The sequence below is a fragment of the Labrys sp. Lb11 genome, assembly GCF_057554225.1.
In genome coordinates this window covers 640,841-663,695 of record NZ_BAAJOT010000004.1, presented here as the reverse complement: position 1 = coordinate 663,695, position 22,855 = coordinate 640,841, and the positions used below count along the sequence as shown (strand labels likewise).

Genomic DNA, 22,855 nt, shown 5'->3' with positions numbered 1-22,855 from the left:
TTGTCGTTGGCGATGACTTGCGCATGACGCCCTGAACCTTGTCCACTCCCAAGAAAATGTTTTTCATGTCGGTGAGAATGTGCCACATCTTGCCGAGCCAAAACCAGCCGGGGAAGCACCATGCCACAAGATCCGCAGAAGCCGCTCAGCGACATCGAGATCGCCCGCCAGGCGCAGATGCAGCGCATCGAGCAGATCGCCGAGAAAGTCGGCATTCCCGATGACGCCATCGAACCCTATGGCAAGCACATTGCCAAGGTCGATCTTGCCGCGATCCCCGGCATCGCCGAGCGGCCCGACGGCAAGCTGATCCTCGTCACCGCCATCAACCCGACGCCGGCCGGCGAAGGCAAGACCACGACCACGGTCGGCCTCGGCGACGGCCTCAACAGCATCGGCAAGAAGGCGATGATCTGCCTGCGCGAGCCCTCCCTGGGCCCGTGCTTCGGCGTCAAGGGCGGCGCGGCCGGCGGCGGCTATGCGCAGATCGTGCCGATGGAGCAGATCAACCTGCACTTCACCGGCGACTTCCATGCGATCACCTCCGCCCACAATCTGCTGTCGGCAATGATCGACAACCACATCTACTGGGGCAACTCGCTCGGGATCGACACGCGCCGGATCGCCTGGCGCCGGGCGATCGACATGAACGACCGCTCGCTGCGCCAGATCAACTCCTCGCTCGGCGGCGTCTCCAACGGCTTTGCGCGCGAGGACGGCTTCGACATCACCGTCGCCTCCGAGGTGATGGCGGTGTTCTGCCTCGCCAACGACCTTGCCGACCTGGAGGCGCGCCTCGGCCGGATGGTCGTCGCCTACACCCGCGACAAGAAGCCGATCACGGCCGCCGACATCAAGGCCGTCAGCGCCATGACGGTGCTGCTCAAGGACGCGATCAAGCCCAACCTGGTGCAGACCCTGGAAGGCAACCCGGCTTTCGTGCATGGCGGCCCCTTCGCCAACATCGCCCATGGCTGCAACTCGGTCAGCGCCACCAAGGCCGGCCTGAAGCTCGCCGACTACGTGGTGACCGAAGCCGGCTTCGGCGCCGACCTCGGCGCTGAAAAATTCTTCGACATCAAGTGCCGCAAGGCCGGCCTGACGCCCTCCGCCGTGGTGATCGTCGCCACGGTCAGGGCGCTGAAGATGCATGGCGGCGTCGCCAAGAACGAGCTCGGGAAGGAGAATCTCGAGGCCCTGAAGAAGGGCATGGTCAATCTCGGCCGCCATATCGAGAACATCCGCAAGTTCGGGGTTCCGGCGGTGGTCGGCATCAACAACTTCATTTCCGACACGCCGGCCGAGCACGAGCTGATCCAGACCTTCTGCCGCGAGCAGTACGGCGTCGACGCCGTGGTCTGCTCCCATTGGGCCGAAGGCTCGAAGGGAACGGAGGAACTGGCCCGCCGCGTCGTCGCCCTGGCGGAGGAGGATCATCGCCTCGACGGCCTCGGCTTCCGTCACCTCTACCCGGATTCCATGCCGCTCTGGGACAAGATGAAGACGATCGCGACGGAAATCTACCGCGCCTCCGACATCATCGCCGACCAGAAGGTGCGCGACCAGTTCCGCGACATCGAGGCGGCCGGCTTCGGACACCTGCCGATCTGCGTGGCCAAGACGCAGTATTCCTTCTCCACCGACCCCAACCTGCGCGGCGCGCCGACCCATCACGTCGTGCCGATCCGCGAGGTGCGGCTGTCGGCCGGCGCCGGCTTCCTCGTGGTGGTCTGCGGCGAGATCATGACCATGCCGGGCCTACCCAAGGTGCCCTCGGCGGAGGTCATCCGCCTCAACGAGGAAGGGCTGATCGAAGGCCTGTTCTGAGGCACGTCCCGCCGGCGCGCTCTCCCCGCGCCCGGCACCCTGCGCGGACGGCCTCGGGTCCGTCCGCGTTTTTTGTCGGGCAGGTTCGCGAGAGCCTGCCCGAAGCGCGGCCTCGACGCCTCGCCTGCGAGCCCATGGCGGAGGATTGGAGAGAGGTTTCGCCGATCCGGCGAAGGCCTGCGGCCGCCGCTTCGGCGCGGTAGCGGCACGATGCGGCGGCGGTCAAAGGCCCCGCGGGCCGTCCGCCGACGCTCACATCCGATATCAGGCGAAGGGCGGCAGATCCTGCGGCCGTTCCGACGCGGCACGGCCGCTCAGGGCGATGGCGGAGCGGCCGACCGAGATCGCCTCGCCGGCCTTCTGCCGGATCTCCGCCAGGGAGAACGGCTTCGTCACCACGTCATGGATGATCGCTTCCAGGTCGCTCGCCCGCTCGCGCTGGTCGGCGAAGCCGGTCATCAGGAGGATGGTGGTGCGCGGAAAGTCGCGGGCGGCGTTCAGCGCCAGGGCGATGCCGTCCATCACCGGCATGCGGATGTCGGTCAGCAGCAGGTCGAAGCCGGGATCATCCGCGGCCATGATCTCCAGCGCATGCGCGCCGTCCTCGGCCTGGGTGACGAAATGGCCGTCCATCTGCAAGGCTCGGGCGACGAAGGAGCGCATCGCGAGCTCGTCGTCGCAGACCAGGATTCGCGCCATCGGGACCTCCTATTCCACCACGCCGACATACGGCAGTTCGCGATAGGAATGTGCGACGTCCATGCCGTAGCCGACGACGAAGACGTCGGGGCAGGTGAAGCCGACGAAGTCGGCCTTGATGCTGACGGCCCGCTTGCCCGGCTTCTCCAGGAGGACGCAGCTCAGCACGCGCCGGGCCCCGCGGGCGACCAGCAGATCCTTGGCGAAGGCCAGGGTGCGGCCCGATTCCAGGATGTCGTCGACCAGCAGCACGTCGCGGCCGCGCACGTCGCTCTCGATGTCGCGCAGGATCGTCACCGTGCCCGAGGAGGTGGTGCCGGCCAGATAGCTCGACAGATGGACGAACTCGACCTGCGGCGCCAGCCCGGCCCGGTGCATGGCGCGCAGCAGATCCGCCGCAAAGACGAAGGAGCCCTTCAGCACGGCGATGACCAGCAGGTTTTCCGGGTTCCACGCCTTGATCTCCTCGACCAGGGACGCGTTGCGCTCGGCGATCGCGTCGGCGTCGAACAAGACCTTGATAGTGCGCTTCACCATGACGTCCTCACTTCATCGCCACCTTATCCTCGGGCCGCACGAAACGCACGGCCACGGCTCGCCCTTCCGGCGGAGGAGAGGCAAGACGGCTCTTGAACGGCATCACGGCTCCGGGTTCAAGGCTGTTGCGGGCGGGCGCCGCGGTCCAACCATAGATCTCCACGCCCTTGTCGTCCTGGATCGAGAGGCGCAGGCCCGGCACTTTCTGCGGCTTGCCGGTGATGTTGCGGATCTCGCCGTCGACGACGAGCACCGGAGCGTCGCCCTCGACGGCGGCGCTGGTCTTGACGGCGGAGAACTCCAGGCCGCGCAGATTGACCGGCAGCCCGACCTGGGCGAACAGCGAGGCGCTCGCCGGGAAGGCCCGCACCACGCCCGCCCGGAATTGCACGGCAAGGACGATCGCCGCCACGCCGGCGACCAGGACGAGGGTGCGTATCGCCGACGGCGAGAAATGGATGGCGGCCGCGCGTGCGGGCCGGCGGCGCAGGCGCTCGCTCCGGCGGGCGGCCTCGGTCTCGACGTCGGCGTGTTCGATCATGGCGGAGGCCTCCTCGGACTGCCGCGCCGCAAGGTCGGGAACGCCCTGCAGCATGCGGACGCCGGCCGGGAGGTCCTCCCCCGCCTCGGCGGCAACCGCGGCATCCTCCCCCGCCGCGCCGGCCTCGGCCGCCGCGACGTGGACGCGCCATTCGGCCCGGCAGCGCACGCAGCGCACCAGCCGGCCCTCGTCGGGAACTTCGCCGTCAGCAATCTCGTAACGGCTTTCGCATTGGGGGCAAACGATGAGCATGCGGCCTCGCCGGACGACTGCGCGTGAAAGCACGGGACGCGCGTGCCTCTTTCTCGATCCATTAACGTTAATGAGCCGTTAACGCACCCGGCGGCACAGTCGCAGCGGACCTGCATCCGCCGGCCGAACGGCTGTGGCGGGCGGGTGCGGCGCGCAAGGACATGGTTTCGCCACCCTGCTGCGGTCCTTCGGGGGCGAAGCGGCAGGCAGGAGCGGGAGGTGCGGATTGGTTCGGTTCGAGAATGTGGGCCTGCGCTACGGCATGGGGCCGGAGGTGCTGCGCGACGTCTCGTTCGACGTGCCCGTGAACTCGTTCCACTTCCTCACCGGTCCGTCCGGCTCCGGCAAGACGACGCTGCTGCGGCTGCTCTTCCTGGCGCTCCGGCCGACGCGCGGCCTCATCACCATGTTCGACCAGGATGTGGTGACGCTGTCGAAGCGGGAACTGGCCGAGTCGCGCCGGCGCATCGGCATCGTCTTCCAGGATTTCCGCCTGCTCGATCACCTGACAACCTATGAGAACATCGCCCTGCCGCTCAGGGTGCAGGGGCAGGACGAGGCGCGCTATCGCCCGGAAGTGATCGAGCTCCTGCACTGGGTCGGCCTGGGCGAGCGCATGCATGTGCTGCCGCCGGTGCTGTCGGGCGGCGAGAAGCAGCGCGCCGCCATCGCCCGCGCCCTGATCGTCCGGCCGGAGCTTCTGCTGGCGGACGAGCCGACGGGGAATGTCGACCCGGCGCTGGCCCGGCGGCTGCTGCGCCTGTTCGTCGAGCTCAACCGTTCGGGCACCTCGGTGATCATCGCCACCCACGACGCCACGCTGCTGGAGCAGTTCCCGGCCCGGCAGCTGCGCCTGGAGGGCGGCCACCTGCACATCCACGACGCGACCTGACCATGACCGACGCCGGGCCAGCCTGGACCAACCGCCGGAGCGAGACGCTGATCCGGCCTGCCGCGCCGATCGTGCCCGTCCGGTCCATCGCCGGCCGATCGCTGATGGCGGTGGTGGCGATCATGACTTTCCTGGTCGCCCTTACCGCCGGCGGCGTGCAGCTCATCGCCGCCGCGGCGGCCGACTGGGGCTCGGAGGTCTCGCGCGAAGTGACGATCCAGGTCCGCCCGGTCGAAGGCCGGGACTTGGAGGCCGAGGTCGCCAAGGCGGCCGACGCCGCCCGGGTGCTGCCGGGCATCGCCGAGGTGAAGGCCTATTCGCGGCAGGACACCGAGAAGCTGCTGGCCCCATGGCTCGGCGAGGGTCTCGATCTCGGCGACCTGCCGATCCCGCGCCTGGTGGTGCTGCGCATCGCCCCCGGCGCATCGCCGGACCTCGCCGGCCTGCGCCGGACGCTCGCCGAGCGGGTGGTGGGCGCAACGCTGGACGATCACCGCTTCTGGATCGAGCGCCTCTCGACCATGGCGCGCGCCTTCGTGCTGGTCGGGCTGGCGATCCTCGCCCTGATGATGACGGCGACGGCGCTCTCGGTCGTCTTCGCCACCCATGGCGCCATGGCCGGCAACCGGGACGTGGTCGAGGTCCTGCATTTCGTCGGCGCCCATGACGGCTTCATCGCCAACGAGTTCCAGCGCCATTTCATGTGGCTCGGGCTGAAGGGCGGCTTTACCGGCGGCGCGGTCGCCGCCGCCGTGTTCGGCCTGGCGCATCTGGCGGCGGGCCAATTGGTCGGCAGGGCCGGCAGCGAGGAGATCGAGGCGATGTTCGGCTCCTTCACGGTGGGATGGCAGGGCTACGCGGCGATCGTGGTCGCCGTGGTGCTGATCGCGCTGATCACCGGCGTGACCTCGCGCGTCACCGTCCACCGCGTGCTGCGAGGCCAGCTGTGAGCGGCCGCCCGAGACCGGATGCCCGGCCCGGATTGCGGCCGGGCGCCTGCGCGGTCATACTGGCGGGGCCCGGCGGCGACGCGCCGGCGGGCCGCGATGCCCGGCCTGCGCGGTCCGGGCGGGCGGCGCAAGGCGGACGGCCGTTCCGGACGCGCGCACCGGACCAGACCGCCTTCGCCCCGCATGCATGCTGGAGGGCGCGGGCATGAGCGCGACGCCGATCTGCGACGACGGGCAGTTCCCGCGCAACCGCTTCCTGCGCAGCAAGCCGGCGCGACGGATCGCCGGCTTCGTCTGTTTCTGCATCCTGGCGGCCTCGGCCTGGATCGTCGTCGACTTCACCCGGTTCGCCTCGACGCTGGCCGACCAGGAGCACCGCCGGCCTGTGCAGGCCGACGGCATCGTGGTCCTCACCGGCGGGGCCGAGCGCATCTCCGACGCGGTCGACCTCCTGGCCGACGGGCGCGGCAAGCGCCTCCTGATCACCGGCGTCAACCCGGCGACCAGCGGCAGCGCCCTGTCGGTCACGACGCCGCGCAGCTCCGACCTGATGGCGTGCTGCATCGACCTCGACCGCAACGCCCTCAACACCGTCGGCAACGCCCTCGAGGCGGCGCGCTGGGTGCGCGAGAAGCACTTCCGCTCGATCATCGTGGTGACCTCGAGCTACCACATGCCGCGCTCACTGCTGGAGCTGCGCCGGGTGCTGCCGGAGACGGACCTGATCGCCTATCCCGTGATTCCCTTCGGGCTGCAGCTCGGCCGCTGGTGGCAGGACCCCGGCACGCTGCGCCTGCTGATCTATGAATACGCCAAATACACCGGTGCCATGATGCGCCTCAGGCTGGAGAAGCCGACGGCACGCAAGGTGCGGCTGGCCAAGGCCGGGGGCGACGGCACCGGGACGCCGCTCGCTGCACCGGATTCTCCGCGACCCTGACGCGGAGCCCTTTGACAATGGCCGCGGCGGCAGGCAGTTGTCGTGGATGCTCGTGCTGCGCTCCCTCGCCTTCAACCTCGCCTTCTATCTCAACATGGTCTTGTGGATGGTCGGCGCCCTGCCCTCCCTGGTCCTGCCGCGCAGGGTCCTGATCATGATGGCGCGCGGCTGGGCGTTCACCAGCCTGGTCCTGCTGCGGGCCCTGGCCGGCATCCGCTACGAAGTGCGCGGTCGCGAGCATATTCCGGCCGGCGGCCTGCTGGTCGCCGCCAAGCACCAGTCGGTGTGGGAGACCTTCGCCCTCTTCATGGTGTTCGACGACCCCTGCTACATCCTCAAGCGCGAGCTGCAGTGGATCCCGGTGTTCGGCTGGTACCTGAAGAAGGACCGGATGGTGCCCGTCGACCGCGGCGCCCGCTCCCGGGCGATGAAGGCGATGAACATCGCGGCCAAGGCCGAGCTCAATGCCGGGCGCCAGATCCTGATCTTCCCCGAAGGCACGCGCCGCCCGCCCGGAGCCGAGCCTGCCTACAAGTACGGCGTCGCCTTCCTCTACAGCGAAATGGGCGTGCCCTGCGTGCCGGTCGCCCTCAACTCCGGCGTGTTCTGGCCGCGCCGCCGCTTCATCCGCCGGCCCGGGACGATCGTGGTCGACGTGCTGGAGCCGATCCCGCCGGGCCTCGACCGGGCCGCCTTCTTCGAGAGGCTGCAGCGCGACGTCGAGACCGCCACCGACAGGCTGCTCGGCACGGCGACCGGCGCCGCCGACGCCGAACCGATGGCCGCGACGCGGAGCCAGCCCTCGGCTTGACGGCACAGACGCGCATGTTCTACGTCTGTTCCATGAACACAATCTCGATTCGTTCTCCTCGCAAGACGCTGCCCGCCTGCCTGTCGCTGGTGGCGCTCGGCCATGACGCGCCCGAGGCCGCGGCGCGCTTCCGGCGCTGGCGCGGCGCCTCGGGCCGAACCTACCTCGTCTCGGTCTATCCGATCGCGGCCTGCCCGGACTATGTCGACGCCGTGCTGATCGCCGTCGACAGCTCGGCCGGGGCCTGCGTCTGGATCGGAGAAGCCGGATCGCTGACGGGCCCGGCGTTCGCCACCCTGGCCGAGGCCGGCGCGGACGAGATCCACGTCCACCTGCTGGCGGGTGACGGCGAGGCCCGCATCGCCGCGATCCGCGACCTGGACGGTCGCCATTGAGCCGCCGGCCCGGCTTCCGCCTCCGAAACGAGAACCTTATTCTGTTCGTCGGCGTGCCTTGACGCGGCAGAAAGCTGCAACTATAGGAACGCCCATATTTGAAGGCCTCGGACATCGGTCCGGACGGGCCGGGGCCCGCCCGAGGTGGAGCCTTTGTGACGTGAGAGGATTCCACTGATGTCTCGCCGCTGCGCGCTGACCGAGAAGGCCGTCCAGACCGGCCACAAGGTCAGCCACTCCAACGTGAAGACCAAGCGCAAGTTCCTGCCGAACCTGCACAATGTCACACTGATTTCCGACGTTCTCGCCCGTTCCGTGCGGCTGCGCGTCTCGGCCGCCGGCCTGCGCTCCGTCGAGCATAGCGGCGGGCTCGACGCCTGGCTGATGAAGACCAGCCTGTCCGAACTCTCCGCGCCGGCTGCCAAGCTGAAGCGCGAGATCGAGAAGAAGATGACGACAGCGCACTGACGCCGCCGCGCAATCGACCTTCCGGGCCGGAGCGGCAGCGCTCCGGCCCTTTTCGTGCGAGGACCGACATGGCCAAAACCCAGGTGACGCTGCGCAGGCTCGCTCCGGCCATCGCCGCCATGACCGTGGTGGTGCTCGCCTCCAACATCCTGGTGCAGTATCCGTTCCAGCCCTGGGGCCTGGCGGACTATCTCACCTGGGGCGCCTTCTCCTATCCCTTCGCCTTCCTGGTCAACGACCTGACCAACCGCCTTCTCGGCGCGGCCAGCGCCAGGCGGGTCGTCTATGCCGGCTTCGTCGTCGCCGTGGCCCTGTCGACCTGGCTGGCGACGCCGCGCATCGCCCTCGCCTCCGGCCTCGCCTTCATCTGCGCCCAGCTCCTGGACGTCGAGATTTTCGACCGGCTGCGCAACCGCGCCTGGTGGATGCCGCCCTTCCTGTCGTCGCTGGTCTCCTCGGCCCTCGACACGGTGATCTTCTTCACCGCGGCCTTCTCCTGCAACGCCCTGCTCGGCGCGATGCTCGCGGCCGTCGGCATCCACGATGTCTGCGGCGAGGGCCTGCCCTGGACCACCTGGGCACTGTTCGACTACCTGGTGAAGCTGGTCCTGGCGATCATCTTCATCCTGCCCTACGGCGCCCTGCTGCGCTGGCTGCTGCCGACGCTGCGCACGGCCTGACGACGCCGCTGCACCAGCGGGGCCGGCGCCGCGCCGGCCGCCTGCCGTGCGAGCCGCTGTCCGTGCCCGCAAGATTTTCACGCCGGCTCCGACCCTTGCCACCTCGGCTTGCATTCCCTAAAGTCCGAGAATTGCCGGAGCCGGAGGTGTTCCACGCGTAACAAACGCGCGACAGTACCGCATGCATCCTGGCGCATGGTCGGGAAGGTCCCTGCGAATCGATCTCGGACGATCAACCCTCCCGGCCCGTTCGCGGGATGCAGCTCGCATCGACGTCATCTGACCGAACGCTTCCGGACCATCGCAATGGCCCTGCCGCTCGACGGCAGCACGACGATTGGCAAGGAGACGACCATGTCGATCTGCTCTGCACCTCGTATCCTCCTCGCAGCGGCTGCCCTGGCCGCGGCGACAACCCTCGCCCCGCAGCAGGCTTCGGCGGGCGGATATGGCTATGACAGCGGCGGCGAGGACTATCAGCCGCCCTACCAGCCACGCTACCAGCAGGAGGAAAGCTACCAGCACTGCTATTACAAACGCATCCGCGTCTATGACGACTATTACGGCAGATACGTCTACAAGCGCGTCCGGACCTGCGAATAGGCGCCGGTCCGGCTTCCAACCATGCATCCATTCGGACGGATCATTGCACCGGAGTGCTCGATGCCCCTCAAGACACTCGTCCTGTCGGCCTGTGCCGCCACAACGCTCGCCGTCCTCGCCGGCAGCGCCGCCGCGGGCGGCCTCGCCAACCCGTCGCTCCGCGAGGGCTTCGACCTCACCCGGGACCAGGCCCAGCCCGTCTACTATCGCTGCTACTGGAAGAGGGTCCGCTACTACGACCCGTACACCCATCGCTACTATTATCGAAACAAGAAGGTCTGCTACTGACCAGCCCGGCGGCCGGGGACGTCGCGCGAACGTCTGCATGTCATGTGCTGAACAGCACATCGGGATCCGGTCCGATCTGTGATAGCTGGCAGAGATATCATGCGAGGGGTGCAACTCTCGCGCGAAAGGGAAGGCTTTGCGCCATGCTCATCGACCGACGAAGCGTCCTGATCGGCCTCGGCCTTGCGGCAACATGGCCGCTGGCTGCCGAGGCAGATCTGCAGATCGTCGAGGCCGGCACCGTCGAGGCCGTCACCGGCGCAACGACAGGCCTGTTCCGCGGCCAGAAGCGCGCGCTGGAACCGGGGGCGAAGGTCTTCATCGACGACACGCTCGGCACCGGCGCCGGAGCCCGCCTCGGCGTCCGGCTCGGCGAGACGACGCGGCTGTCCCTGGGCGAGCGCACGCGGGTACGCATCGACCGCTTCCTGGTCGACCGCGGCGGCGATCTGGTGCTGGAGCGCGGCGCCATGCTGTTCGACCGGCCGGAGCAGCCGCAATCGGGCCAGCTCAACGTCGCCACGCCGTTCGGCCTGATTGCGGCGCGCGGCACCAAGTTCTTCGCCGGCCCGAGCAACGGCACCTTCGGCGTGTTCGTCGAGCACGGCCTAGTGACGGTGAAAACCAAGGGCGGGCAGGTCGAACTGACCGATGGCCTCGGCACCGACATGAAGAGCGCCAAGGCGCCGCCCAGCGCCCCCCATCCCTGGAGCGACCTGCGCATCGCCAAGGCCCAGGCCTCCGTCTCCTGACGGAACCGGGCGCTTCCCACAGGTGGGAAGCCGGCTTACCCCCGTAGCTCGGCCAGCGCCAGTTCGGCGATCGAGAGGCTGGTGGCCGCCCCGTCCTCGTCATCGTCCTCGATGGACCAGGCAGCGCCCAGCCCGGCATAGGCCAGAATCCAGTGCAGCAGCCGCTGCGGTTCCAGGCCGGCGGCCGCGGTCACCGTGTCGACCTGCCGGGCAAGGCGCCCCGGGCGCACCGCCGTCGTGCGGTCGGGATTGCGGAAGAGATTGGCATAGTCGAAGCCGCTTTCGCCGATCAGGCCCTTCGGGTCGATCGCCAGCCAGCCGCGCAGACCGAAGTCGAGAATATTGCCGTGATGGATGTCGCCATGCAGCACCACCCGGTCCCTCGGCGCGGCCAGCAGCATCCGCGCCGCCTCGGCACAGCTCTCGAAGATGCCGCCATGGCCCGCGGCAGCCGGCGCCAACGCGCGAAACCATTCGTCCAGCGGCACCAGTTCGGGCAGCGCGCGCGCCCGCGGCGCGTGCAGCCGTGCCGCCACGGCGCAGAGGATGCGGCTGGCCTCGTCGTCCTGCTCGCCCCGCGCCATGTCACACAGCGATTCCCGGCCTTCGGCCCGCTCCAGCAGCAGCGCCTCCCGGTCATGGGCGAGGACGCTCGCCGCCCCATCGCCGTCCCACCACGCCATCAGGGCAGCGCCGGACTGCTCCTCCTGTGCCAGGGCGATCTTGAGCATCGCCGGACGGCCATCCCGCCGGACCGGCAGGAGCCGGCTGCCGAACGTCATGATCGGCGCCCCGTCGGGCGACAGACCCCACCGCAGGAGATAGGGGTGGAAGGTCGCGAGCACCTCGTCCGGCGCTATCGGCGGCTTGCAATCCATGCGATCCCCGCCCCTGTCCATGGGCTCGCCCCTTAGGGCCGTCGCCGACGGAGGGCAACCACGACGGCAAGGGTTACCGCCGGGGATCGGTCCCCCTGCCGCACGGCCGTCTTCGCCCGAACGCCGGCATGCTCCTCCCGATCGATCTCCGGCCACGAGCCTTCAGGACTGACGTTCAGGCGCAGGCCACCTCGTCCTCGCGCGGCGCTTCGATGCGGCTGCGCACCCTTGCCGGACGCCAGGCCTTGAAGCTCTCCCAGTCGCGGCGCGACAGGCGAAAGCGGTCGACCGGCACGGCGCCGCCCCGGGCGGGCGCCGGGCACAGGCCCGAGGTGACATAGTGCAGCCCGCACTTCTCCAGGACCCGGCGGGACGCCTCGTTCATCACCCGGCAGGCGCCGGTGACCGCCTCGACCGACGTCGTCTCGAAGACATGGTCGATGACGGCGCGGGCCGTTTCGGTGGCGTAGCCCTGTCCCCAATAGGGGCGCCCCACCCAGTAGCCGATCTCGGCCGAGTCCCTCCCGGCCAGCTCGAAGCCGACGCAGCCGAGCAGCACGCCGTCGCTGCCGCGCTCGATCGCCAGCACCAGGGCGCGGCCCTTGCGGCGCTGGTCGGCGGCCGAGCGAATGAAGCTCTCGGCGTCGGCCAGGCTATAGGGATGGGGGATGCGCGCCGTCATGCTGGCCACGCCGCGGTCGCCCGCCAGCTCGGCCATGGCGGCGGCGTCGCCGGCATCCGGCATCCGCAGGACGAGCCGCGCCGTCTCGATCTCGACAGCGGCGAATTCTTCGAGAGCGTCACTCATGACCAGGCTCCGGGCACGAAAAAAGGGGCTTGTGGAAGCTCTTTCCACCGCCCCTGCTTGCACCCTGAAGCCCGGTCAGCCGGGATGATTCGTCAGGTCCGCCGGTCCGATGGAACCGGCGGAGTGTCGACCATCCGCCGGGTTACTCTGCTGCTTGGGTGGTAATGGCCGGTACGACGTTGACGTAGGTACGGCCGTTGACTTTGGTTCGGAATGCCACCTGCCCATCCGTAAGGGCAAAAAGGGTGTGGTCCTTGCCCATGCCGACATTGACGCCGGGATGCCACTTGGTGCCGCGCTGGCGCACGATGATGTTGCCGGCGACGACGGCTTCCGAACCGAATTTCTTGACGCCGAGGCGGCGGCCGTCGGAATCGCGCCCGTTGCGCGTGGAGCCGCCTGCTTTTTTATGAGCCATGATACAGCCTTCGAAACTTGGAACGCCGCCGCGGTGACGGGGCGATGAATTTGGGGGTTGGCGCGACCATGCCCGATTGCGCGGGCATTGTCGACCCTGTTGGTGGAGAAAGCGCGGAAATTACGCTCCGCGCCGAAGCTTTCGCCTCAGAGATCCTGGCCGGATGCCTTCTCGGCCTGGTCGATCTTGGCGCGCGGCGGCTTGCCCGCCAGCAGTTCCTTGGCCTGCTCGACCCATTCCTCACGGGTGGCGCGGCCGCGCAGGGCCAGCTCCTCGTCCCACTTGGCGATGTCGGCCTCGGTCCAGGCGGCGATCTGGTTCCAGCTCTCGATGCCGGCCGCCCGCAGCTTCTTCTCGATGGTCGGCCCGATGCCGGCGATCAGCGAGAGGTTCGAGGCGTCGATGTCGCCTGCCGGAACGGCGGCGGCCTTGGCGGGCGCGGCGGCCTTGGCGGCGGCCTTCGCGCCACCGGTCAGGATCTCGGCGATGCGCACCACGGTCAGGTGCTGGCGATGGCCGCGCTTGCGCTTGGAGTTCTGGCGACGGCGCTTCTTGAAAGCGATGACCTTGTCGTCGCGGGTCTGCTCGACGATCTCGGCCGCCACGGAGGCGCCGGCAACGGTCGGAGAGCCGACGGACAGGCCGGCATCGCCGCCGACCATCAAAATCTCGGGAAACACGACGGTGTCGCCGACGGCGCCGTCGAGCTTCTCGACGGAGACGACATCGTTCGGGTTGACGCGGTACTGCTTACCGCCGGTCTTGATGACTGCGAACATGTTTGTTCCTCGTTCGGTCCCGGCTGCGCCCCGGAGTGCCCTCCAGGCGGCCGGCTTTTTCAGTCGGGTTGATCGGAGGCGGTCGATCCTGGATCGGCCTGCCCGTGAAAAAACACACGCGGCCCAAAGGCCGCGCGCTGCCGGTGCTTATACAGCGCGAACACCGGCAGTCAAGGAAAGCTTCGAATCACGTCGGACAGGACTTCCGAACGCCGCCTGCGGGGCGGATTCGGAAATCCTGCAGACGAACGGCGTGCTGCGCCCGCCCTCAGGCGGACATGCCCAGCGCCTGCAGGTAGAGTTCCAGGATCGCATCTTCCTCGGCCCGCTCGTCGGCCGGTTTCTTGCGCAGCGAGATGATCTTGCGCAGCACCGCGACGTCGAAGCCGTTGGCTTTCGCCTCGCCGTACACTTCCTTGATGTCGTCGGCGATCGCCTTCTTGTCTTCCTCGAGCCGCTCGATGCGCTCGACGATGGACTTGAGCTGATCGGCGGCGACGGACGTGGCGTCGGTCATGGCAAAGGTCTCCTCGGAATCGGACAGGGGATGTGGCGGATAAGGGCCTGCGGGGTCAAGAGGCCCGGACGCGGAGCTGGTCCGGCCGAACGGCGCGTCGGCCGCTCACGGCCCGGCCCTCGAGCCGTGATGCTCGACGCGCCGCATCGCCGGATCGGCGAGGAGCGGCACCAGCGCGTCGCCGAGCCGACCGGCCCAGTCGTGGGCTCCCGCCGCGGTGCCGATCAGATCCTGCCGCAGTTCCACCAGCGTGTGCGACAGGCCGCGCATCGTGGCGTGGCGATAGAGCGTGTCGCCCTCCAGGCAGCCGTCATAAGGCTCGTTGTCGCCGACGATCAGGCCGGGCTCCCGGCGGAAATGGGCGATCATCGCCTGGGACAGGCGTGGATCCTTGTCCCACAGGAAGGTCACGTGCCAGGGCCGCTGCACGCCGCGCCAGACCGGCGTGAAGGAGTGGACGGAGAAGATCAGCGGCGGCACGCCGGCTGCCAGCATGCGGTCGATCTCGGCGTCGATCGCCGCATGATAGGGCTGGTGGAAGCGCTCGATCCGCCGGCGGATCTCAGCGGCGTCGATGCGGGCATTGCCCGGGACCAGCGCGCCGTCCGACAGGCGCATCACCAGGGTCGGGTCATCGGCGCCGCGGTTGGGATCGATCAGCAGGCGGGAGTAGCGGCTCATCACCGCCGGCGCGCCGAAGCGGGCCGCCAGAGCGCGCGCCACTTCGGCGGCGCCGATGTCGTAGCCGATATGGCGCTGGAGCTGGCCATGGGGCAGGCCGAGCGAGCCGTATTCCTCCGGCAGCGCGTTGGAGGCGTGGTCGCACAGGAGGAGGAGGCCGGACGCGGCGGTGCCTGCGAGGGTCTCGACAGGCTCGAAGCTGGAGGTCACGAGATCAACCGGGAGACGGAATGTCACAGTGCCCGGCAGCATAGTGACGGTGCGGCCGCAGTGCCATAGAGCTAATGAGACCGACGACGAATGACTCCGTGCGCCGCTATCCACGCGCGCATGCCCAGCAATCCCGGAACGCACATGACCACCGCCGTCGACCCCAGTTCGACCGCCCGCGGCACCTTCTGGCCGGCCTTTGCGGCGCTGATAGGCGGCGCGCTCGCCATGGGCATCTCGCCGATCTTCGTGCGCCTGGCCGATGTCGGCCCGTTCGCCAGCGCCTTCTACCGCGTGTTCCTCGCGCTGCCGGTGCTCTATGCCTGGATGCGGGCCGAGGAGAGCCGCCCCGGCGCGGCGCCGGACACCGGCCCGCGATTCTCCGCCCCCGTGGTGGCGACCGGGCTGTTCTTCGCCGCGGACCTGTTCTTCTGGCACCTCGCCATCCTCAACACCACCGTGGCCAACGCCACCTTCTTCGCTACGACCGCGCCGGTCTGGGTGGTGGTCTTCGGCTGGCTGGTCTATCGCCGCCAGGTCGGCGCGACGGCCCTGGCCGGCCTGGCGCTCTGCCTGGCCGGCGGCATCGCCCTGGTCGGGCAGTCCTTCGCGCTGGCGCCGGGCCGGCTGGTGGGCGATGCCCTGGCGGAAGTGACGGCGGTGTTCTTCGGCGCCTATTTCCTCGCCGTGGAGAGGGCGCGCGAACTCCACCGCGCCGCCCGCGTCACCTTCTATATGAGCGTGCTGACGGCGGCGATCCTGGCCGTGGTCGCGGCGGGGGCGACGCTGCTCCTCGACCAGCCGCTGCTGCCGGCCGGCCTGCGCGGCTGGGCCATGCTGGTCGCACTCGCCTGGGTCAGCCATGTCGGCGGCCAGGGATTGCTGTCGGTGGCGCTCGGCTCCCTGCCGGCGATGTTCTCCTCGCTGGTGATCTTCCTGGAGGCGCTGGCCGCCGCGATCCTCGGCTGGCTGGTGCTGTCCGAGGCGGTGACGCCGCTGCAGGCGATCGGCGGCGTGGTCATCCTGGCCGGCATCTGGATCGCCCGGCCGAAGGGCTGACGGTGTGCATGCCGGCGGCCCGCGTATCAGTTGACAGCCGGCCGCGGGTCGGCTCAACGTCGCGCGCCATGCTTCGCTTATCCGTTCTCTGCGGCGCTGCCCTGACGTTCTTCACCCTCGGCGGCGCGACTCCGGCGCTCGCCGATTTCCGCCTGTGCAACAACACCGGCAGCCGCGTCGGGGTCGCGATCGGCTACCGCGACAAGGACGGCTGGGTGACGGAGGGGTGGTGGAACGTCTCCGCCCGCAGTTGCGAGACCATCCTCAAGGGCCAGCTCTCCGCCCGCTACTACTATCTCTACGCCGTCGACTACGATCAGGGCGGCGAGTGGAGCGGCAAGTCCTTCATGTGCACGCGGGAGAAGGAATTCACCATCCGCGGCTTCGAGAACTGCCTGGCCCGCGGCTATGACCGCACCGGCTTCTTCGAGATCGATTCGGCCGAGCAGAAGAGCTGGACCGTGCAGCTTTCCGAGCAGGCTCAGACCGGCGCCAAGCCGAAGTCGAGCGCCCCCGCCGACGCTCCGCCCTCCCCGGCCGGCACGCCCGGCGCCCAGCCGCCCCCGGCTGCCCCGCCCGCCGAGCAACCCGCCCCAGCACAGCCAGCCCCGGCGCAGCCCGCGCCCGGCGCGCCACCGCCGCTGCCGCCGGCGCAGTAGAGCTTCCTTCGGGCGGCAGGCGGCAATGTTGCCGATATGCCACGCCCGTGTCGTTGAGAGGCATTTCGGTTGTGCCGCGAACTGTTGCGGCGCACAATGCCGGTGATTGCCGAGAACCCGCCTGCAAGAAAGAACATTCCGAATGCGCCGTCAGCGAAAGGTCAAGATCCTCGCCACACTCGGTCCTGCCTCCTCGTCCCGGGAGATGATCGGGAAATTGTTTGCCGCCGGCGCGGACGTCTTCCGCATCAACATGAGCCATACCTCGCACGACCGGATGCGCGAACTGATCGCGACCATCCGTGACGTAGAGAAGGATTTCGGCCGGCCGATCGGCATCCTGGCCGACCTGCAGGGCCCCAAGCTGCGCATCGGCGAATTCGCCGCAGGCGCCGTCGAGCTGGAGAACGGGGCCCGCTTCTCCCTCGACGCCGATCCGGCTCCCGGGGACGAGACGCGCGTTCATCTCCCGCACCCGGAGATTCTGGCGGCGCTCGAGCCCGGCCACACACTGCTGCTCGACGACGGCAAGGTCCGCCTCCGGGCGCTCGAATGCTCGCCGACGCAGGCGCTGACCGAGGTCGTGGTCGGCGGCAGGATGTCGAACCGCAAAGGCGTGTCGCTGCCGGACACCGAGATCCCGCTGTCGGCAATGACGGAGAAGGACCGGGCCGACCTCGAAGCGGCGGTGCAGACCGGCGTCGACTGGGTCGCCCTCTCCTTCGTGCAGCGCCCCGAGGACGTGGCCGAGGTGCGCAAGATCGCCCGCGGCCGCGCCCTGGTGATGTCGAAGATCGAGAAGCCGCAGGCCGTGGCGCGCCTGGACGAGATCATCGAGGCCTCCGACGCGCTGATGGTGGCGCGCGGCGACCTCGGCGTCGAGCTGCCGCTGGAAAAGGTGCCCGGCCTGCAGAAACGCATCACCCGCGCCGCCCGCAAGCTCGGCAAGCCGGTGGTGGTCGCCACGCAGATGCTGGAATCGATGATCACCACCCCGGTGCCGACCCGCGCCGAGGTGTCCGACGTCGCCACGGCCGTGTTCGAGGGCGCCGATGCGGTGATGCTGTCGGCCGAGAGCGCCGCCGGCAAGTTCCCGGTCGAGGCCGTGTCGACCATGAACCGCATCGCCGAGGAGGTGGAGCGCGACGTGCTCCACCGCACCATCATCAACGCCCAGCGCAGCGATCCTGAGCAGACCGGCGCCGACGCCATCGCCGCGGCGGCGCGCACCGTGGCCGAGACGCTCGACCTCGCCGCCCTGATCGCCTGGACGGCGTCGGGCTCGACCGGCCTCAGGGTGGCGCGCGAGCGCGCCCAGATGCCGCTGCTGGCGCTCTCGCCCAACATCTCCACCGCCCGGCGCCTGGCGCTGGTCTGGGGCGTGCACGCCATCCTCACCGCCGACGCCCGCGACATCAACGACATGGTCGAACGCGCCTGCCGCCACGCCTACCAGGACGGTTTCGCCAAGCCCGGCCAGCGCGTGCTGATCATCGCCGGCGTTCCCTTCGGCACGCCGGGCGCCACCAACATGGTGCGCATCGCCTTCGTCGGTTCCGACGACATCGAAGGCGTGTAGGCAGCGGGCGGACGTTCTTCAGCCCGTAGCCTCCTCGGCCTGCGGCCGCGGCGCGGCTGCGGCGCAGATGCGCTCGATCTCGGCCAGCACCGCGTCCCGGGCGTTGTAGTGGATCATGTGGCCCTTGCCGCGCAGCACGGTGAGCGCAGCGCCCTCGATCTGCCCGGCGATGGCCATGGCGTGGATCGGTGTGGAGACGACCGTGTCGTCGTCACTGGCGAGGATCGCCGTCGGCACGCGGATCGCGCCGTAGCGTGTCGCCTGCCTCGTCACGAAGGGCAGCAGATCCGCCAGATCCTGCCCGTTCCAGCGGAACTCCGCCGGCCGCAGCACCAGCGCCGCCGCCGTCTTCGCCCCGTAGTCCTGCGGGGCGGCGAGAGGCAGGAAGGAGGCGTCGATGGAGGCCTGGAGACGCCAGGCGGCGACCGGCGTCATCACCGTGCCGACGAACAGGCTCCCGAGCACCGGCATGGCCGCGACGTCGTAGTACCAGGTCACTCCGCCGGGCCAGGGATGGGTGACCGGCGCCAGCAGCACGAGGCCGGCGGTCTGCTCGGGCAGGTCGAGGGCGAAGCTGGCGGCGACAGACCCGGCCATCGAATAGCCGACAACCACGACCTTGCCGACCCCGAGCCGGCGCAGCGCCTCGGCGATCAGCGCCGCCTGCCGCGCCGGCGAGGCATCGGCCCGGCCGCGCGGCCTGCCGCTCCAGCCATGGCCCGGCCGGTCGACGGCGATGACCCGCCGACGCCGCGAGAGCTCGGCGCCCAGCGCCAGCACCATGTCGCGGGCATTGGAGGTGGCCCCGTGCAGCAGCAGCACCGGCGGCTCCCCGGACGGGACGGGCGGCGCCATGTCGTAGAGATGCAGCTGCCCCCCCGAGACCGGCACGAAGACGCCGCCCGGCGGGTTCTGCTCCTCGATCCGCCCGGCGATCAGCCGCGTCGCGACGATGGCCGCCACCAGGTGCACGATGAAGAGGACGCAGATCACGACAAGGACGGCAATCATCGGGCGGGGATGCGGCACGGACACGGGTGGCGTAGGCATCGCCCGCCGCGGCGGTCGCGGTCAACCCGCATGGACGGCCCGGCGGTTCAGATGTCCCGCCCCTCGACCTCCGGCCGCAGATCGTCCACCGCCTTGCGCACATCGGGAAGATAGGGATTGATCGCCAGCGCCTTCTGGAAGGCGGCATAGGCACGCGCCTTGTCGCCGGTCTCGCGCAGGATCATGCCGAGGCCGGCCCAGGCGCCGTAGTGGCGCGGGTCGCGCTTCAGCGTCTCGGCGATGTCGACCATCGAGCGGGCATAGTCGTTCTTGCGGTAATAGGCCGTGGCGCGGCGATTCCAGGCTTCCGTGAAGCCCGGTTGCAGCCGGATCGTGGCGCTGAGCAGCTGGATGGCGAGGTCGTCATTGCCACCCTGGAACGCCGTCATCGCCCGCGCCATCAAAAGATCGGCGGTGTCGCTGCCCGAACGAATCTGGGCACGCTGGATAGCGCTGGAAATGCCCTTCGCCTCCTCGTCCGTCCGGGCCTTGGCCAGGCGATCGTAGAGCTGGTCCAGCGTCTGCGCGCCGGACGGCGCCGGCGTGCCCTCGGCCAGGGCCGGGCCGGCGAGGGAGAGAAGGACGCAAAGGGCGGGAACGGTGCTGCGCATGGCGCGATGATGCGCCGGCCGGGCGCGGCGATCAAGCATCATGCTGCAACGCAAACAGCCCGGTCACTCCATCGTGACCGGGCTTCTGCCGGCGAACGCGCGATGTCGACCCTGGGATTCCGGCCCGGCCTCGCGGCGGAACCGGTGCCCCTGCGGGCCGGCGATCAGCCCTGGCGGGCCTTGTAGCGCTTCTGGGTCTTGTTGATGATGTAGACGCGGCCCTTGCGGCGAACCAGCTGGTTGTCGCGATGACGCAGGCGCAGAGACTTGAGCGAATTACGGATCTTCATGACGGTCGTGCCTCGGGTCGAGAGCGCACGGCATCGAGCGACGCTCACATGTTCGAAAGTCGCGGCGTTCTAACGGCGAGCCGCGGTCCTGTCAATCATCTCGAAGGCCTTTGACAACCGGAGGGCGGCGGCGGCAAGGCAGGCGCATGGCCGCAGGCGGACGCGCGGCCGATTCCGCCGGAAAAATGCGGATGCGCGCGTTGACGGCGCGCGAATCCAGTTCCGTCATGCGCCTGTCCCGTCATAGGGTCGGGCGAGACAACAGGGGGCACGCATGGCCGAGTACAGGCTCTACGGTTTCGGCGAATCGGGCAACAGCTACAAGGTGGCGCTGATGCTCGCCCTCACCGGCAGCGACTGGGAATGCATCCCGGTCGATTTCTTCAAGGGCGAGACGCGGGGCGAGGCGTTCCGCGAGGGCATCAACGAGATGGGCGAGGCGCCGGTGCTGGAGCATGCCGGCCGCAGGCTCTGCCAATCCGGCGTCATCCTCGACTACCTCGCCGGCAGCACCGGCCGCTTCGGGCCGGCCACGGAGGAGGAACGACAGGAGATCTGGCGCTGGATCCTGTTCGACAACCACAAGTTCACCAGCTATTTCGCCTCGCTGCGCTTCCTCTACGGCCTGCAGAAGACCGGCGAAACGCCGGTGACCGAATGGCTGCGCGGACGGGCCAAGGCGGCCTTCGCCATCGTCGACAAGCACCTGGCCGGCCGCAGCTTCATCGCGGCCGACCGGCCGACGATCGCCGATTTCTCCCTGGCCGGCTATGTCTACTACGACGAGGCGACCGGCCTCGACCGCTCGGCCTACCCCCATATCGCCGCCTGGTCGCAGCGCATCGCCGCCCTGCCGGGCTGGAAGCCTCCCTACGACCTGATGCCGCGCGCCCTGGCCGGAGCCTGACCCTTGCGCCAGGCCTATGCTGCCCTCGTCGCCTCCGGCGAGATCGAATCCGACCCGGCCCAGGCTGCCGTCGCCACGCGCCTCGAGGCCCTGATCGAACGCCTGAAGGAGAAGAGCCTCGCCCGCAAGAGCAATGCCCTGGGCTGGCTCTTCGGCCGCGGCCAGCCGCAGGAACCGGTGCGGGGCCTCTACATCTGGGGCAGCGTCGGGCGTGGCAAGACCATGCTGATGGACCTGTTCCACGCTTCGGTTCCGCCGGCGATCAGCAAGCGGCGGGTGCATTTCAATGCGTTCATGAACGACGTGCACGAGCGTGTCTTCCGGCACCGCAACGCGGTCAAGGCCGGGCGGGCCAAGGGCGACGACCCGATCCCGCCGGTGGCCGCCGCCCTGGCAGCCGAGGCAAGGCTGCTGTGCTTCGACGAGTTCAGCGTCACGGATATCGCCGACGCCATGATCCTCGGGCGATTGTTCACCCGGCTGTTCGAACAGGGCGTCGTGGTGGTGGCGACCTCCAATGTGGAACCCGACCGGCTCTATGAAGGCGGTCTCAACCGCGCCTTGTTCGTGCCGTTCATCGACCTCCTGAAGCAGCACATGGACGTGGCCAGACTGGAGGCCCGGACCGACTATCGCCGCGAGAAGCTCTCCGGCGGCTCGACCTATGTGGTCGGCACCGGGGAGGAGGCCCGGGCCGCGCTCGACGCGGCCTTCCAGCGCCTCACCGGGGTGACACACGGCAAGCCGCGGGTGCTGCACGTCAAGGGCCGCGAGCTCACCATCCCCGAGGCGGAAAAGGGCGTGGCGCGCGCCTCCTTCGACGATCTGTGTCGCAACCCGCTCGGTCCGGCCGACCACCTTGCGATCGCGGAAGCCTTCCACACCCTGGTGCTCGACGCCGTGCCCGTGCTGCGCGACGAGCAGCGCAACGAAGCCAAGCGTTTCATCACCCTGATCGACAGCCTCTATGACGCCGGGGCCAAGCTGGTGGCCTCGGCGGCGGCCGAGCCGGACGATCTCTACCCCGCCGGCGAGGGCCGCGAGGCCTTCGAGTTCCAGCGCACCGCCTCGCGCCTGCTCGAGATGCGCTCGGACGCCTATCTCGCCCAGCCGCACAATCCCGGAGCGCGCAAGGCCGGCATCGTCGAGACATGAAGCCGGCGGCCCGCCCGCACGAGTCGACCGGCGAGCGGCTCCTGGAGATCGCCACGGACCATATCAGGCGCCACGGCGTCGAGCGGACCACGCTCGTGTCCATCGCCCGGGATGCCGGCGTCAGCCACGCCGCGATCTACCGCTACTTTCCTTCCAAGGACGCGCTCATCGACACGGTGACGGGCGAGTGGCTGAAATCGGTCGAGGCCCAGGTCGCCACCGTGGCCGATTCGCCCGACCCGGCCGACGACAAGCTCGAGCGCATCATGCTGCTGATCGCCCGGCTCTACCGCCAGCGCCATGACGCCGAGCCGCACCTCTTCAGGCTCTGGCTCGCCGCCCTGGCGGAGAAGCGGGCCGTGGTGCGGCGGCACCGGCGGCGCCTGCGCACGCTGATCGAGCGCGTCGTCGACGAGGGCCGGGCAACCGCCCTGTTCCGGGCGCGCTCGAACGAACGGCCGATCATCTTCCTCGACGACGCCCTGCACCGCTTCATCGATCCCGTGTCGATCGCCGCGGACAAGGATGTCGATCGCAGCGACCTGGATCGCCGCCTCGCGCGGCTGCTGCAGGTGGCCATCCGAGCCATGGCGGCAGGCACCGTGTGAGCGCTGATTCC

The 22,855-nt window shown here is 69.3% G+C and carries 29 protein-coding genes; 17 read left to right on the top strand and 12 right to left on the bottom strand.

Annotated elements, in window-relative coordinates:
• Window positions 1–120 precede the first annotated feature (120 nt).
• Window positions 121–1,827 (top strand): formate--tetrahydrofolate ligase, encoded by a 1,707-nt coding sequence (locus tag AC27L4_RS17685; protein ID WP_487143544.1) that lies wholly within the window; start codon window positions 121–123, stop codon window positions 1,825–1,827.
• A 264-nt stretch (window positions 1,828–2,091) separates the two neighbouring features.
• Here AC27L4_RS17685 and AC27L4_RS17680 read toward each other — a convergent pair whose 3' ends face one another.
• Genes AC27L4_RS17680 through AC27L4_RS17670 form a run of 3 tightly spaced genes read right to left on the bottom strand, consistent with a single transcriptional unit; the run spans window position 2,092 to window position 3,856 of the window.
• Window positions 2,092–2,526, bottom strand: a complete 435-nt coding sequence (locus AC27L4_RS17680) for a response regulator (protein ID WP_487143543.1) — start codon at window positions 2,524–2,526, stop codon at window positions 2,092–2,094.
• Window positions 2,527–2,535: 9 nt separating this feature from the next.
• On the bottom strand, window positions 2,536–3,063 hold the full coding sequence (gene hpt, locus AC27L4_RS17675; protein ID WP_487143542.1) for a hypoxanthine phosphoribosyltransferase: 528 nt from the start codon (window positions 3,061–3,063) through the stop codon (window positions 2,536–2,538).
• A gap of 7 nt (window positions 3,064–3,070) precedes the next feature.
• Window positions 3,071–3,856, bottom strand: coding sequence for a zinc-ribbon domain-containing protein (locus AC27L4_RS17670; RefSeq protein ID WP_487143541.1), 786 nt, complete (start codon window positions 3,854–3,856; stop codon window positions 3,071–3,073).
• A gap of 226 nt (window positions 3,857–4,082) precedes the next feature.
• On the opposite strand from AC27L4_RS17670, the gene ftsE reads away from it, so the two are divergent.
• The 10 genes from ftsE (at window position 4,083) to AC27L4_RS17620 (ending at window position 10,635) form a co-directional block, all read left to right on the top strand.
• Window positions 4,083–4,748 (top strand): cell division ATP-binding protein FtsE, encoded by a 666-nt coding sequence (gene ftsE / locus AC27L4_RS17665; RefSeq protein ID WP_487143540.1) that lies wholly within the window; start codon window positions 4,083–4,085, stop codon window positions 4,746–4,748.
• Between the two features lie 2 nt (window positions 4,749–4,750).
• On the top strand, window positions 4,751–5,698 hold the full coding sequence (locus AC27L4_RS17660) for a cell division protein FtsX (RefSeq protein WP_487143539.1): 948 nt from the start codon (window positions 4,751–4,753) through the stop codon (window positions 5,696–5,698).
• Between the two features lie 205 nt (window positions 5,699–5,903).
• Window positions 5,904–6,638, top strand: a complete 735-nt coding sequence (locus AC27L4_RS17655) for a YdcF family protein (RefSeq protein WP_487143538.1) — start codon at window positions 5,904–5,906, stop codon at window positions 6,636–6,638.
• A gap of 46 nt (window positions 6,639–6,684) precedes the next feature.
• Window positions 6,685–7,449: a lysophospholipid acyltransferase family protein gene (locus AC27L4_RS17650; RefSeq protein WP_487143828.1), complete on the top strand. Its 765-nt coding sequence runs from the start codon at window positions 6,685–6,687 to the stop codon at window positions 7,447–7,449.
• Between the two features lie 32 nt (window positions 7,450–7,481).
• Window positions 7,482–7,844, top strand: a complete 363-nt coding sequence (locus AC27L4_RS17645; RefSeq protein ID WP_487143537.1) for a hypothetical protein — start codon at window positions 7,482–7,484, stop codon at window positions 7,842–7,844.
• 177 nt (window positions 7,845–8,021) lie between these two features.
• Window positions 8,022–8,312 (top strand): 50S ribosomal protein L28, encoded by a 291-nt coding sequence (gene rpmB, locus AC27L4_RS17640; protein ID WP_487143536.1) that lies wholly within the window; start codon window positions 8,022–8,024, stop codon window positions 8,310–8,312.
• 68 nt (window positions 8,313–8,380) lie between these two features.
• On the top strand, window positions 8,381–8,992 hold the full coding sequence (locus AC27L4_RS17635) for a queuosine precursor transporter (RefSeq protein WP_487143535.1): 612 nt from the start codon (window positions 8,381–8,383) through the stop codon (window positions 8,990–8,992).
• A 354-nt stretch (window positions 8,993–9,346) separates the two neighbouring features.
• Window positions 9,347–9,595, top strand: coding sequence for a hypothetical protein (locus AC27L4_RS17630; RefSeq protein ID WP_487143534.1), 249 nt, complete (start codon window positions 9,347–9,349; stop codon window positions 9,593–9,595).
• Window positions 9,596–9,655: 60 nt separating this feature from the next.
• Entirely contained in the window at window positions 9,656–9,883 is a 228-nt protein-coding gene (locus tag AC27L4_RS17625) for a hypothetical protein (RefSeq protein ID WP_487143533.1), read from the top strand.
• A 143-nt stretch (window positions 9,884–10,026) separates the two neighbouring features.
• Window positions 10,027–10,635, top strand: coding sequence for a FecR family protein (locus tag AC27L4_RS17620; RefSeq protein WP_487143532.1), 609 nt, complete (start codon window positions 10,027–10,029; stop codon window positions 10,633–10,635).
• A gap of 35 nt (window positions 10,636–10,670) precedes the next feature.
• Here the strand turns inward: AC27L4_RS17620 and AC27L4_RS17615 are convergent, their stop codons facing one another.
• The 6 genes from AC27L4_RS17615 to AC27L4_RS17590 form a co-directional block, all read right to left on the bottom strand.
• Window positions 10,671–11,513: an aminoglycoside phosphotransferase family protein gene (locus AC27L4_RS17615; RefSeq protein ID WP_487143531.1), complete on the bottom strand. Its 843-nt coding sequence runs from the start codon at window positions 11,511–11,513 to the stop codon at window positions 10,671–10,673.
• A 175-nt stretch (window positions 11,514–11,688) separates the two neighbouring features.
• Complete coding sequence (locus tag AC27L4_RS17610; RefSeq protein ID WP_487143530.1) at window positions 11,689–12,321, bottom strand: GNAT family N-acetyltransferase; 633 nt, start codon at window positions 12,319–12,321, stop codon at window positions 11,689–11,691.
• Window positions 12,322–12,463: 142 nt separating this feature from the next.
• Complete coding sequence (gene rpmA / locus AC27L4_RS17605; RefSeq protein ID WP_487143529.1) at window positions 12,464–12,739, bottom strand: 50S ribosomal protein L27; 276 nt, start codon at window positions 12,737–12,739, stop codon at window positions 12,464–12,466.
• Between the two features lie 146 nt (window positions 12,740–12,885).
• Entirely contained in the window at window positions 12,886–13,518 is a 633-nt protein-coding gene (gene rplU, locus AC27L4_RS17600) for a 50S ribosomal protein L21 (protein ID WP_487143528.1), read from the bottom strand.
• A 268-nt stretch (window positions 13,519–13,786) separates the two neighbouring features.
• Window positions 13,787–14,035, bottom strand: coding sequence for a DUF2312 domain-containing protein (locus tag AC27L4_RS17595; protein WP_487143527.1), 249 nt, complete (start codon window positions 14,033–14,035; stop codon window positions 13,787–13,789).
• 105 nt (window positions 14,036–14,140) lie between these two features.
• Window positions 14,141–14,926, bottom strand: a complete 786-nt coding sequence (locus tag AC27L4_RS17590) for an N-formylglutamate amidohydrolase (protein WP_487143526.1) — start codon at window positions 14,924–14,926, stop codon at window positions 14,141–14,143.
• A 144-nt stretch (window positions 14,927–15,070) separates the two neighbouring features.
• On the opposite strand from AC27L4_RS17590, the gene AC27L4_RS17585 reads away from it, so the two are divergent.
• The 3 genes from AC27L4_RS17585 to pyk all read left to right on the top strand — a co-directional run bounded on the left by AC27L4_RS17585 (window position 15,071) and on the right by pyk (window position 18,223).
• On the top strand, window positions 15,071–15,985 hold the full coding sequence (locus AC27L4_RS17585) for a DMT family transporter (RefSeq protein WP_487143525.1): 915 nt from the start codon (window positions 15,071–15,073) through the stop codon (window positions 15,983–15,985).
• A gap of 68 nt (window positions 15,986–16,053) precedes the next feature.
• Window positions 16,054–16,644 carry a DUF1036 domain-containing protein gene (locus AC27L4_RS17580; protein WP_487143524.1) on the top strand — a complete coding sequence of 197 codons (591 nt, stop codon included), beginning with the start codon at window positions 16,054–16,056 and terminating at the stop codon, window positions 16,642–16,644.
• 142 nt (window positions 16,645–16,786) lie between these two features.
• A complete protein-coding gene (pyk, locus tag AC27L4_RS17575) occupies window positions 16,787–18,223 on the top strand; it encodes a pyruvate kinase (protein ID WP_487143523.1) in 1,437 nt (478 codons plus the stop codon).
• Window positions 18,224–18,241: 18 nt separating this feature from the next.
• Here pyk and AC27L4_RS17570 read toward each other — a convergent pair whose 3' ends face one another.
• The 3 genes from AC27L4_RS17570 to ykgO all read right to left on the bottom strand — a co-directional run bounded on the left by AC27L4_RS17570 (window position 18,242) and on the right by ykgO (window position 20,174).
• Window positions 18,242–19,234, bottom strand: a complete 993-nt coding sequence (locus tag AC27L4_RS17570; RefSeq protein WP_487143522.1) for an alpha/beta fold hydrolase — start codon at window positions 19,232–19,234, stop codon at window positions 18,242–18,244.
• An 86-nt stretch (window positions 19,235–19,320) separates the two neighbouring features.
• A complete protein-coding gene (locus AC27L4_RS17565; RefSeq protein WP_487143521.1) occupies window positions 19,321–19,884 on the bottom strand; it encodes a tetratricopeptide repeat protein in 564 nt (187 codons plus the stop codon).
• 164 nt (window positions 19,885–20,048) lie between these two features.
• A complete protein-coding gene (gene ykgO / locus AC27L4_RS17560) occupies window positions 20,049–20,174 on the bottom strand; it encodes a type B 50S ribosomal protein L36 (protein ID WP_487143520.1) in 126 nt (41 codons plus the stop codon).
• Window positions 20,175–20,448: 274 nt separating this feature from the next.
• Between ykgO and AC27L4_RS17555 the strand changes: the two genes are divergently transcribed.
• The 3 genes from AC27L4_RS17555 to AC27L4_RS17545 are packed head-to-tail and all read left to right on the top strand — an operon-like array spanning window position 20,449 to window position 22,844.
• A complete protein-coding gene (locus tag AC27L4_RS17555) occupies window positions 20,449–21,081 on the top strand; it encodes a glutathione S-transferase family protein (RefSeq protein WP_487143519.1) in 633 nt (210 codons plus the stop codon).
• Window positions 21,082–21,084: 3 nt separating this feature from the next.
• Window positions 21,085–22,236, top strand: a complete 1,152-nt coding sequence (zapE, locus tag AC27L4_RS17550) for a cell division protein ZapE (RefSeq protein ID WP_487143518.1) — start codon at window positions 21,085–21,087, stop codon at window positions 22,234–22,236.
• Window positions 22,233–22,844, top strand: a complete 612-nt coding sequence (locus AC27L4_RS17545; protein ID WP_487143517.1) for a TetR/AcrR family transcriptional regulator — start codon at window positions 22,233–22,235, stop codon at window positions 22,842–22,844. The genes zapE and AC27L4_RS17545 overlap by 4 nt, the downstream gene beginning before the upstream one ends.
• Window positions 22,845–22,855 lie beyond the last annotated feature (11 nt).